Origin of the sequence: Bibersteinia trehalosi USDA-ARS-USMARC-188, assembly GCF_000521725.1 — a bacterium.
Lineage (GTDB): Bacteria > Pseudomonadota > Gammaproteobacteria > Enterobacterales > Pasteurellaceae > Bibersteinia > Bibersteinia trehalosi.
Genome location: NZ_CP006954.1, coordinates 352,252 through 364,275 on the forward strand (window position 1 = coordinate 352,252; position 12,024 = coordinate 364,275).

Here is a 12,024-nt window from a genome sequence, read left to right on the forward strand (position 1 = left end):
GGAATGCAGATGAATCATCCGCAAATCATCAAAGAAGCACGTTGGGCGTTATGGCTCACATTCTTATATATACTTGGCTGGCTTGCAGCTTATTTCTTACCAACACAGCGCGGGCTATTTGGTTTTCCGCTTTGGTTTGAGGCAGCGTGTATTTTTGTTCCTGTGATTTTCATTTTGTTGATTTCTATTGTCATCAAAAAATACTTTAAAGAAATTGATTTGGAGGAAACAGAATGAATAATGCTATGCTCTTACCTTTAGTCGTTTATTTGCTCTTTGTATTTGGCGTGGCATTCTATGCTTACCGCCAACGTCAAGGAAGTAGCTTTATGTCCGAATATTATGTTGGCGGGCGCTCAATGTCGGGATTTGTTCTAGCAATGACTACCGCGGCTACTTATGTCGGTGCAAGTTCTTTTATTGGCGGCCCTGGAGCGGCTTATAAATATGGCTTAGGTTGGGTCTTACTTGCTATGATCCAAGTTCCAGCAGTATTGCTTACTCTTGGCGTTATGGGGAAAAAGTTAGCCATTCTTGCCCGCAAAACCAATAGTGTGACAATTAATGATATTCTGATGGCGCGTTATCAAAATCGCTGGGTCGTTTGGGTCTCAAGTCTTGCGTTATTGCTCTCCTTCTTTGCGATGATGACAGTGCAATTTATTGGTGCAGGACGTTTGCTGGAAACTATTCTAGGGATCTCCTATCAAAGTGCGATTTTAATTTTTGCGCTGACTGTAGGGCTTTATACTTTTATTGGGGGCTTCCGAGCGGTGGTTCTTACAGATACTATTCAAGGCTTAGTCATGACGGTTGGTACATTATTATTGCTCGGTGGTGTCATTTATGCTGCGGGAGGTATCAGCAGCGCAGTAGATAGCCTTGAAGCAATTAATCCTCAGCTTATTACTCCTTATGGCATTGATGAACGCCCATTAGATTTTACTTTTATGACATCATTTTGGGTTTTAGTCTGTTTTGGTTTAATTGGCTTACCGCATTTAGTTGTGCGTAGCATGGCGTATAAAGATAGCAAAGCACTCCATCGCGCATTGATTATTGGTACTATTGTGGTGGCAATTTTAATGTTTGGTATGCATCTTGCAGGTAGCTTAGGGCGAGCGGTCTTACCAGAACTGAAGGTTGCTGACCAAGTTATTCCAAGCCTTATGCTCGCAGTATTGCCACCTGTCGTTGCAGGGATTTTCCTTGCAGCGCCTATGGCAGCGATAATGTCTTCGATTGATTCAATGCTTATTCAAGCATCATCAACTTTAATTAAAGATCTCTACCTAGCGGTGCGCCCACAAGCGGTTGAAAATGAGCAAAAAATTAAAAAATTCTCTACGCTGACGACGCTGGTCATTAGCATCCTACTCATTTTTGCCGCAATTAACCCGCCAGATATGCTAATTTGGCTAAACTTACTTTCATTAGGTGGGCTAGAAGCAACCTTCTTATGGGTAATTGTATTCGGTCTATTCTGGAAAAAAGCGAATGCGACAGGCGCAATTTGCTCAATGCTGGCAGGTTTGGCGAGCTATATTATCATGACAACATTTAAAATTTCTATTTTGAGCTTCCATGCGATTGTGCCAGCGTTATGCATAGGACTTATTGCCTTCTTGATTGGGAATAAATTAGGAACGGCTACTAGAAATTAAGCATTAAATAAAGGGCAGGGGAACTGATCAAACACTGCCCTTTTACTTAGCCTGAATTGTACTAGTTAGCTTTATATTTTAGGATACAAGCACGGATGTTTGTGCCATGGAGCTAATGTTTCAAGACTGTGAGCGAAGTATTATATCGTTGCATGACAATTATTCGCCCACCAAGTTGCACCAATTAAACCCGCGTCCTGTGCATAGTAAGCTGTTGTGATTTCAGGGCGATAAATTTCAGGCATTTGTGCCAGAAATTTTTGTACACAATCTAAATAACCTTCTGCTAAGCCAATACTCCCACCAATCGCAATGCGTTGAATATCAAGATTAATAGCCAAGTCAGCAATGAGATTTGCTATCGCTTTTGCAGATTTTTCGACTAATTCGACCGCTTGTTTATCACCTTGTCGGAAGCGGGTAAACACTTCAGGTGGTTCACAGGGGGAATGCCATTTACTTGCTTCTCGGGCAATGGCTCGACCAGAGGCGATAGCCTCTACACAGCCTCTTCGACCACAGCCACACATTTCACCATTTGGATCAGCAAGGCTATGCCCAATGTGTCCAGCGACACCATTTGTGCCTGTAAATAGTTGGCGATTTAAAATAACACCGCCGCCAACACCGGTAGAAACCGTAATAAAGGCAAAATTCTCTATATCGCTGTTATGTAGATATTCAGCACAGGCTGCCGCTTGGGCATCATTAAGTAAGTAGAGCGGTTTGTTAGTGTATTTTTTGAGGCTTTGTTCGAGTGGGAAAAAGGCGAGGTCACCGAGATTTTTAGGATTAAGCGCGGTAAGTATGCCATTTTGTATAATCCCAGTTGAAGCCACGGCGATGTGTGTGAAACGAGCCTCAAAATGTCTTAGGATTTGACAAAGTGCCTGTTCAAGAGCTTCTGCTGTGGGGGCTTGCGGTGTATGAATTTGAATGCGGTCTTGAATTTCACAATGTGTTGTATCTAAGTTGATCAATGCAGCTGCAATTTTAGTGCCACCAATATCAATGGCTAAACAAGCGGTCATTTTGGCTTCCTTTTTTGCAAATTAGTTTTGACGATTTTCAATGGCGCGGACAAACCAGCTGACAATGTGTTCTAAACGGGTAAGCGCTGATCCGACTGTGACTGCAAAAGCCCCATTTTCTATTGCAAGTTTTGCCAGTTCTGGTGTGTTATAGCGTCCTTCCGCCATCACGCGGCAACCTTGTGCAACAAGATCTTGTACAAGTTGTAGATCGGGTTCAACAGGAATCTTGCCACCAGTATAGCCAGACATTGTACTACCGATGAGATCCACGCCAAGTTGCTGGCAATATATGCCTTCTGCAAAATTAGAGCAATCAGCCATCGACATTATGCCTAATGCTTGAATGCGTTTAACACAAGCTTCAATACTTGTTGGGCGTATGCGATCTGTGCCATCGAAGGCAATAATATCTGCACCAGCGTGATAGAGATCGTCAATATCTTGTAGAAATGGCGTAATCCGTACAGGGCTATCGGGCAAATCGCGCTTAACAATGCCAATAATTGGAACATTAACGACTTTTCGAGCTGCTTTTAGGTTTTCAATGCCTTCAATGCGTAGCCCCGCAGCACCACCTGCCACTGAAGCAGCGGCCATTGCCGCTACAATTTCTGGTTTGTCCATCGGACCATTATCAACAGGCTGGCAGGAGGCAATAAGCCCATGTTGGATCTGGGCTAAAATCTGCTCTTTGGATAATCTTGACATAAAAACTCCAATATTTTTTATAAAAACAGAAATTTGCTCCAAAGATTAATCTTGTAGACGAGGAAAAACAATTGGATTAGGTAAAAATTGAGAAGTAGATCAAATTTCTCACTATAAAATGCTTCAAAATGGAAAAGTGGTAAGATTTTATAAAAATAAATTTGTATAATGCGGGAACTTTTTCACACCGGTTGTTCATAATCGGTTTTTTTATCACAAGAGGTATCTTATGGGTATGTTAAACAGCCTGCTAGGCATAGTAGCATTGTTAGCAATAGCTTTCCTGTTATCAAATAATAAAAAGGCAATCAATCTGAGAACCGTATTGGGAGCATTGGCAATTCAAATTTCAATTGGTGCCGTGATCCTATATTGGGAAGCAGGGCGTCATGCTTTAAAAGCAACAGCGGAAGCGGTCAGTAAAGTGATTAGCTACGGTAATGAAGGTATTAATTTTGTATTCGGTGGTTTACCAGGTACAGGCGGCGAAGGTTTTGTTTTTGCATTAGGTGTACTGGCTCCAATCGTTTTCTTCTCTTCTCTTATTTCCGTTCTCTACTATCTCGGCATCATGCAGATTGTTATCCGTATTCTTGGCGGGGCATTACAAAAAGTATTAGGTACTTCTAAACCAGAATCAATGTCTGCGGCAGCGAATATCTTTGTTGGTCAAACAGAGGCGCCATTAGTGGTCAAACCATTTATTAAATCCATGACAGATTCAGAGTTATTTGCCATTATGTGTGGCGGTTTAGCTTCTGTATCTGGTGCGGTAATGATCGGTTATGCTCAGATGGTTGGTGCAGCAATGCCAGATCAAAAAGAAGCATTCTTAGCGTATTTAATCGCTGCGGCATTTATGGCTGCGCCAGGCGGTTTACTATTTGCGAAAATTTTACATCCTCAAACTGAATCATTTAAAGATGAGTTAGAAGATGCAGATTATGATGAAAAACCAACGAATATTTTGGATGCGGCAGCAGCTGGTGCATCGTCTGGTATGCAATTAGCTATGAATGTTGGTGCAATGTTATTAGCATTCATTGCATTAATCGCTATGTTAAATGCCTTTATCGGCTGGATTGGTGCATTATTTGGCTTTGAGGGAGTGACCATGCAGTCACTACTTGGCTATATCTTCCAACCATTAGCGTGGGTAATTGGTGTACCATGGGGTGAAGAAGCGCAAATTGCAGGTTCATTAATTGGTTCAAAAATTATTGTCAATGAATTTGTGGCTTATGCTGATTTAGTGAAATATGTAGGCCCTGAAGCGACAGTACAATTAGGTGCGAAAACAATCGCAATTATCACCTTCGCACTGTGTGGTTTTGCAAATTTAAGCTCTGTGGCAATTTTAATCGGCGGCTTAGGCGGAATGGCGGCTAATCGTCGTGGTGACGTAGCAAGAATGGGCTTAAAAGCGGTTGCTGCCGGTACACTTTCTAACTTAATGAGTGCGACTATCGCAGGCCTGTTTATCGGGCTGGGTGGTTCCATCATGTAATTCATTCACTCACAACACCGCAGGCAACTGCGGTGTTGTCGTTTTTGCAGTAGTAAAACGATTGCGTAAGGAGTAAATAGTTATGAATTTAAAACAGTATGCAGAAAAAGCATTATCATTAATGGATTTAACTACGTTAAATGATGATGATACAGATGCGAAAGTGATTGCATTATGTCAAAATGCTAAGACTTCATTTGGCACACCTGCTGCCGTTTGTGTGTATCCTCGTTTTGTGCCGATTGCGCGTAAAACGTTAAAACAGCTTGGCATTGAGCAGGTAAAAATTGCGACAGTTACTAATTTCCCACATGGTAATGATGACATTGAAATAGCGCTTGCTGAAACGCAAGCCGCGATTGCCTATGGCGCAGATGAGGTTGATGTTGTATTTCCTTACCGTGCATTGATGGCGGGGGATGAACAAATCGGCTTTGAGTTAGTAAAACGTTGTAAAGCGGCATGTGCAGAAAATAATGTATTATTAAAAGTCATTATTGAATCAGGTGAGCTAAAAACCGAAGCGCTTATTCGTAAAGCGAGCGAGATTTCGATTCAGGCAGGGGCTGATTTTATTAAGACTTCCACCGGTAAAGTTGCCGTTAATGCTACACCAGAAAGTGCGAAAGTGATGTTAGAGACAATTCGTGATCTTGGTGTTGCCGACAAAGTTGGCTTTAAAGCTGCAGGTGGTGTGAAAACCACAGAAGAAGCAAAACTATATTTAGAGCTTGCTAGCGAGATTCTCGGCAAAACATGGGCAGATTCTGCACATTTCCGTTTTGGCGCATCAAGCTTATTGGCAAATTTATTAGCCACATTAAATGATCAAGAGGCCACAGAAGTTACTGGCTACTAATGAAGCGGTTTATTTTGGTAAAAAATTTGCAAATTTAAACCGCTTGAACTCGACAATTTAACAGTAAAACAAGAGGAACAAAAAATGACTCCACATATTAACGCACCTGCAGGTGCATTCGCTGATGTAGTATTAATGCCTGGCGACCCACTCCGTGCAAAATATATTGCTGAAACTTTCTTAGAAAATGCAGAACAAGTAACAAATGTACGTAACATGTTTGGTTACACAGGGACTTATAAAGGCCGCCGTATCTCGGTAATGGGTCATGGTATGGGGATTCCATCTTGCTCAATCTATGCAAAAGAGCTAATTACAGAGTATGGCGTGAAGAAAATTATCCGTGTAGGTTCTTGTGGCGCTGTGCGTGCTGACGTTAAATTACGTGAAGTTGTGATTGGTCTTGGTGCTTGTACTGATTCTAAAGTGAATCGTATTCGCTTTAAAGATAATGATTTTGCTGCAATTGCAGATTTTGAAATGACGCAAGCAGCAGTACAAGCCGCAAAACAAAAAGGAGTAAATGTCCGCGTTGGTAACCTATATTCAGCAGATTTATTCTATACACCAGATGTTGAAATGTTTGACGTAATGGAAAAATACGGCATTTTAGGTGTAGAAATGGAAGCAGCGGGTATCTATGGTGTTGCCGCGGAATTTGGTGCAAAAGCACTAACTATTTGCACAGTTTCAGATCACATTCGTACGCATGAGCAAACGACAGCAGAAGAACGCCAGCTGACGTTCAATGATATGATTGAAATTGCGTTAGAATCAGTATTAATTGGCGATCAAGCTTAGTTTTCTAAATGAAAGGCAGTGTAAGAACACTGCCTTTTTTCTACTCTAATACCGACAATCCAGGCAAAGTGTTGAAACTTTCTCGCTTTACTGTATGGTGAAAATCTTCAAAGTAAGCAGTATTTTGATCATTTTCACGAATGGCACCATACAGCGTACTATGTAACCCCTGTTCCGTGATTTTACGTGCAACGACATAGCCCCGTTCTAAATAGGGTTTTACTGCCCAATATGGTAAGGTGGCAATACCGCGTTTGCTTGCTACTAATTGAATAATTGCAATTGTTAGTTCACTGGTACGGCGGCTTGGATTAATTCCCGCAGGAAAGAGAACTTTACGTAATAAATCCAACATATCATCAGGCACAGGATAAGTGATAAGCGTTTCATCGCGGAAATCTTCAGCCAGCCAAACCTCTTTTTGTGCTAAAGGGTGATCTTTGGAGCAAATACCCACCATTTCGTAAGAGAAAAGAGGCTGGAAGATAATGCCTGCAGTTTCTTCAATCTCAGCAACAACAGCCCAATCCGCACGATGATTTAGGAGTAAGCCTACTGTATCGGTATGGAAACCGGAAACAATATCTAGCTCCACCTGCCCCCAGCTCTGACGGAATTTATCCATCGCTGGCATCAGCCAGTCGAAGCATGTATGGCATTCAACTGCAATACGTAGCTCACCCGCCTCACCTTGCTTAATTCGGGCTAAATCCAACTCTGCTTGAATGACTTTAGGCAAAATATCATAGCCAAGGCGAATCAATCGTTCTCCTGCTGGTGTAAAGCGAATAGGCATACTTTTACGCTCAAAAAGCTGCAAATCATATTGATCCTCAATTAATTTGATTTGGTGGGAAAGTGCGGATTGGGTTAAATGTACTTGCTTTGCGGCGAGAGAAATACTGCCACTTTCTTTTAAAGCAATCAGCGTTTTTAAATGGCGGAGTTCAAGGAAAGTCGGTTTCATATATTGTCTTTGTGATCAAGGACTCAAAAATGAAATTATGATACCGCTTTTTATTGAAGATAATAAGGCTTTTATTTACACTGCTGTGGATTTTTCTGCTACAACAAATGGCATAATGAATGCCGAAACAGTGGATGTCATTAATCTAAATGCCAATATAAGCGGTAATAGTTTTACTGGTTCTGCAAATTCAGCCTCCTTAAGCGGAACGGCTAAAGTAGAAGGTAAATTCTACGGTGAAAATGCAAAAGAGCTCGGAGGCATGTTTAAAGCGGCGGATTGGGTTGGTGCATTTGGCGCGAGCAAATAATTTCTTCGCCTAAACAAGCGGTTGGATTTTGGGATAATTTTGCAAAAAATTGTAAAAATCTGACCGCTTATATTTGATAAAACCTGCTAAAAATTCGCCTTTCCTACGGTTATCGTGTAAAATCTCCGCCTTTTCTGAACAGTTCCATCTAAGTAAATTTATGCAACAAAAACCTTTGCGTGGCTTTCTCTACGCATTACTCGCATCCATGACATGGGGAACCTTACCAATTGCCGTTCAGCCATTGCTTGCGACTATTGATGCGCAAACCTTGGTATGGTATCGATTTTGGGTTGCTGGGCTAGGTTTGGCGCTATTTTTTGTTTTAACTAAGCGATTGCCTAGTGCCAGAGCATTTAGTCCACGAGTGTTTAAGTTAATCTTTTTAGGTGTGTGTGGCTTGGCGGCAAATTTTTTCCTGTTCAGTGAAGCCTTAAATTATATTTCACCGACCACCAACCAAGTTTTATGGCAGCTCGCGCCTTTCACCATGATTTTGTGCGGGGTGGTGATTTTTAAAGAGAAATTTGGGCAACATCAGAAAATGGGTTTAATTCTGTTGCTTATTGGTTTAGCCGCATTTTTTAATGAACGAATGGGCGAAATTCTGCAATTTGGTGATTATGCAGTGGGAATTCTTATTTCAGCTTCTGCTGCTATCATTTGGGTTTGCTATGGCATTGCGCAAAAATTACTTTCGGCAACGTTTAGCTCACAGCAAATTTTGATGATTATTTATCTTGGTTGTGGCGTGGCAATTTCTCCCTTTGTATCACCAAGCCAACTATTTGAAATTAATGGCTTTTTAATAGGCTGTTTTTTATATTGTTGCTTAAATACTTTTATAGGCTATGGCGCTTATGCCGAAGCATTAAACTATTGGGATGCCACTAAGGTGAGCGTGGTAACCATTTTATTGCCGATTTTTACGATGATCTTTTCCCATTTAGGGCATTGGTTAATGCCTGATTTTGTCCCTGAGCTAACCATGAATTGGCTGAGCTATCTTGGTGCTTTTATTGTCGTGGCGGGGACCATTTTATCGGCGATTGGGCATAAGATTTTTAAATAATTTAACTCTCTTTCTATGGTATTCAGCGAAAGAAGTTACAGGAGAATAGAATAATGAAATTTATTGATGAAGCACTAATTCGTGTTGAAGCTGGCGATGGCGGTAATGGTTGTGTCAGTTTCCGCCGTGAAAAGTTTATCCCGAAAGGCGGGCCGGATGGCGGTGATGGCGGTGATGGCGGTGATGTGTATCTAGTTGCAGATGAGAATCTAAATACACTTATCGATTACCGTTTTACCAAGCGTTTTGCCGCTGGGCGTGGTGAAAATGGACGTAGCTCTGACTGTACTGGGCATCGTGGTAAAGATATCACTTTGCGTGTACCAGTTGGAACGCGCGCAATCGATAATGATACCCAAGAGGTGCTGGGCGATTTGACTAAGCACGGAATGAAAATGCTGGTGGCCAAAGGCGGCTATCACGGTTTAGGGAATACCCGTTTTAAATCTTCGGTAAATCGTGCACCACGTCAAAAAACCAATGGCACGCCCGGGGAAAAACGTGATTTACAGCTTGAGCTTATGCTGCTGGCTGATGTGGGGATGCTTGGGTTACCTAATGCAGGCAAATCAACCTTTATCCGTGCGGTTTCTGCGGCAAAACCGAAAGTTGCCGATTATCCATTTACTACACTTGTACCAAGTTTAGGTGTAGCTCGCGTAGGCTCTGATCGCAGTTTCGTGGTGGCGGATATTCCGGGATTGATCGAAGGCGCGGCGGACGGCGCTGGTTTAGGGATCCGTTTCCTAAAACACTTAGAGCGCTGCCGTGTATTAATTCACTTAGTGGATATCTTACCAATTGATGAAAGCGATCCTGCTCAAAATATCTCAATTATTGAAAGCGAACTCTTCCAATACAGTGAAAAGTTATCAGAAAAACCAACGTGGTTAGTCTTCAATAAAATTGATACGATTGGCGAAGAAGAAGCTCGTGAAATTGCAGACAAAATCTGTGAAGAAATTGGTTGGGAAGGTGATTATTACTTAATTTCTGCCGCAACAGGGCAAAATGTACAAGATTTAACTCGTGATATTATGGACTTCATTGAGGCTAATCCGCGTCTTGAGGCAGAAGAAAAAGCAACTGAAGAAGTTGCGTTCAAATGGGATGATTACCATCAACAAGCAATGCAAAATCCAATTACTGAAGATGATTGGGATGACTTAGACGACGATGGTTGGACAGAAGAGGATGACGAAGGGGTAGAGATTATCTACGAACGTCGTTAAGTGCATTGAGATAACACAAAAATTAACAGCACGTATTTGAGTCATTTTCAAGTACGTGCTGTTTTATTTTCAAGTCGCTTGATTTGCTTTTTCTATCTGCTTAGAAGCACGAGCTTTAAGGGCGTACTTGAAAAGGTTACTATTTAAGAAAATAGCGATAAGCGGGACTTTGGCTAACATTTTCATAAGTATAGCCTAATTTAGCTAAATCTTGCTCGAAGGTGGTTTGATCTTGCTCCGGCACAATAAATGCAGCCAAAATATCGCCATAATCTGCACCGTGAGCCCGGTAATGGAATAATGAAATATCCCAGTTGATTAAGGTTTCCAAGAATTTGCGTAGCGCGCCTTTTTGTTCTGGGAATTCGAAGTTATAGAGCTGCTCGCGTACAATACTTTGTGGTCTGCCTCCCACCATATAGCGAATATGTGTTTTGGCGATTTCGTCATCTGACATATCGGTAACATCATAACCATTGTGTTGGAGATCGGTAATAATTTCGGCAATTTCTGTTTTGCCTGAAACACGTACCCCAACAAAAATACACGCTTGAGTATCATCTGAATGGCGATAATTAAACTCTGTGACGGCTCGATTACCCAGTACTTCACTGAATTTTAAGAAACTGCCGTTTTGCTCAGGAATGGTTACAGCCAGTAAGGCTTCGTGTTTTTCACCAATTTCGCAGCGTTCAGAAACATAGCGTAGTGTGTGGAAATTGAGATTTGCTCCAGAAAGCACGCAGGCTAAATTTTTTCCTTGTAGATGATGTTGCTCAACATATTTTTTCAAACCAGCTAAGGAAGTTGCGCCGCTTGGTTCGGCAATTGCGCGTACGTTTTCAAAAATATCTTTTAGGGCAGCACAAATTTCATCGTTGTCTACTAGCACAATATCATCTACATATTGCTGGCAAAGACGGAAGGTTTCATCACCAATGCGTTTAACCGCAATCCCATCGGCAAATAATCCTACACGCTCAAGATCGCAAGGAGCCCCCTTTTTTAATGCATGATACAGGCAAGCAGAATCCTTACTTTCCACTCCGATAATTTTTATCTCAGGAGCTAGTTGTTTGATGAGTGTCGCAATCCCTGCAATTAGCCCACCGCCACCAACGGGAACAAATATCATATCCAGATCGGAATGTTGCTGTAGTAGCTCCATACCAATAGTACCTTGCCCTGCAATGACCAGAGGATGATCGAAAGGTGGAATAAAAGTCATACCAAGTTCTTGAGATAATTCAATCGCCTTGGCTTTAGCTTCATCAAAATTTGCACCAAATAATAATGCTTCACCACCGTATCCTCGCACTGCATCCACTTTAATTGAGGGCGTGTTTTGTGGCATGACAATTAATGCGCGTAGCCCAAGATGCTTTGCTGAAAGCGCTACACCCTGTGCATGATTGCCGGCTGAGGCGGTGATCACCCCCACATTTTTTTGGGCAGGCGAGAGATTCGAAATCATGGCATAAGCACCACGTAGCTTGAAGCTGTGTACTGGCTGTCGATCTTCCCGTTTAATGAAAATAGTATTTCCCAAACGCTCAGAAAGTTTTTCCATTTTTTGTAGGGGAGTATGTTGGGCAAGATCGTAGATTTTTGAACTGACAATAGCACGTAGATAATCCGTGCCGTTCATTTGCTGGTTATCACTCATTTTGTTTTCCTGTGTTTGTATAGCTGAATATATTTTCCCTTCTAAATTCACTGTTTCAATACAGTTGTTTTTGAGAAGAAACATATTTTGATTTCGTTCAGAGATAGAAATCAGCAGGGGAGTAAGCTATAAATTGTTTCGATTTTTCTATTTTTTTATTCTGATCAAAAAACGGGGGACAAAATCCCCCGTCATTGAATAAAA

Annotated in this window: 12 protein-coding genes; 8 read left to right on the forward strand and 4 right to left on the reverse strand. The window is 41.7% G+C overall.

The features are described 5' to 3' along the window. Positions 1–3 precede the first annotated feature (3 nt). Both F542_RS01685 and panF read left to right on the forward strand, forming a co-directional pair. On the forward strand, positions 4–237 hold the full coding sequence (locus F542_RS01685; RefSeq protein WP_407636811.1) for a YhdT family protein: 234 nt from the start codon (positions 4–6) through the stop codon (positions 235–237). Next, positions 234–1,664 carry a sodium/pantothenate symporter gene (panF, locus tag F542_RS01690; protein WP_015433320.1) on the forward strand — a complete coding sequence of 477 codons (1,431 nt, stop codon included), beginning with the start codon at positions 234–236 and terminating at the stop codon, positions 1,662–1,664. Before F542_RS01685 ends, panF begins: the two co-directional genes overlap by 4 nt. A gap of 140 nt (positions 1,665–1,804) precedes the next feature. Here panF and F542_RS01695 read toward each other — a convergent pair whose 3' ends face one another. Both F542_RS01695 and F542_RS01700 read right to left on the reverse strand, forming a co-directional pair. Beyond that, entirely contained in the window at positions 1,805–2,695 is an 891-nt protein-coding gene (locus F542_RS01695; protein ID WP_025266755.1) for an N-acetylmannosamine kinase, read from the reverse strand. A 21-nt stretch (positions 2,696–2,716) separates the two neighbouring features. Next, entirely contained in the window at positions 2,717–3,406 is a 690-nt protein-coding gene (locus F542_RS01700) for an N-acetylmannosamine-6-phosphate 2-epimerase (RefSeq protein ID WP_025266756.1), read from the reverse strand. A gap of 229 nt (positions 3,407–3,635) precedes the next feature. On the opposite strand from F542_RS01700, the gene F542_RS01705 reads away from it, so the two are divergent. The 3 genes from F542_RS01705 to deoD all read left to right on the forward strand — a co-directional run bounded on the left by F542_RS01705 (position 3,636) and on the right by deoD (position 6,573). Further along, positions 3,636–4,913 carry a NupC/NupG family nucleoside CNT transporter gene (locus tag F542_RS01705; RefSeq protein ID WP_015433317.1) on the forward strand — a complete coding sequence of 426 codons (1,278 nt, stop codon included), beginning with the start codon at positions 3,636–3,638 and terminating at the stop codon, positions 4,911–4,913. An 82-nt stretch (positions 4,914–4,995) separates the two neighbouring features. Next, positions 4,996–5,772, forward strand: coding sequence for a deoxyribose-phosphate aldolase (gene deoC / locus F542_RS01710; RefSeq protein ID WP_015433316.1), 777 nt, complete (start codon positions 4,996–4,998; stop codon positions 5,770–5,772). A gap of 84 nt (positions 5,773–5,856) precedes the next feature. Further along, positions 5,857–6,573 (forward strand): purine-nucleoside phosphorylase, encoded by a 717-nt coding sequence (gene deoD, locus F542_RS01715; RefSeq protein ID WP_015433315.1) that lies wholly within the window; start codon positions 5,857–5,859, stop codon positions 6,571–6,573. A 40-nt stretch (positions 6,574–6,613) separates the two neighbouring features. On the opposite strand, the gene F542_RS01720 is transcribed toward deoD, so the two are convergent. Next, positions 6,614–7,540: a LysR family transcriptional regulator gene (locus tag F542_RS01720; protein ID WP_015433314.1), complete on the reverse strand. Its 927-nt coding sequence runs from the start codon at positions 7,538–7,540 to the stop codon at positions 6,614–6,616. 37 nt (positions 7,541–7,577) lie between these two features. Between F542_RS01720 and F542_RS01725 the strand changes: the two genes are divergently transcribed. The 3 genes from F542_RS01725 to cgtA all read left to right on the forward strand — a co-directional run bounded on the left by F542_RS01725 (position 7,578) and on the right by cgtA (position 10,154). Beyond that, on the forward strand, positions 7,578–7,850 hold the full coding sequence (locus tag F542_RS01725; protein WP_015433313.1) for a transferrin-binding protein-like solute binding protein: 273 nt from the start codon (positions 7,578–7,580) through the stop codon (positions 7,848–7,850). Positions 7,851–8,010: 160 nt separating this feature from the next. Beyond that, positions 8,011–8,922, forward strand: a complete 912-nt coding sequence (locus F542_RS01730) for a DMT family transporter (RefSeq protein ID WP_015433312.1) — start codon at positions 8,011–8,013, stop codon at positions 8,920–8,922. Between the two features lie 53 nt (positions 8,923–8,975). Next, entirely contained in the window at positions 8,976–10,154 is a 1,179-nt protein-coding gene (gene cgtA / locus F542_RS01735; RefSeq protein ID WP_015433311.1) for an Obg family GTPase CgtA, read from the forward strand. A gap of 139 nt (positions 10,155–10,293) precedes the next feature. On the opposite strand, the gene ilvA is transcribed toward cgtA, so the two are convergent. Further along, entirely contained in the window at positions 10,294–11,820 is a 1,527-nt protein-coding gene (gene ilvA / locus F542_RS01740; RefSeq protein WP_025266757.1) for a threonine ammonia-lyase, biosynthetic, read from the reverse strand. Positions 11,821–12,024 lie beyond the last annotated feature (204 nt).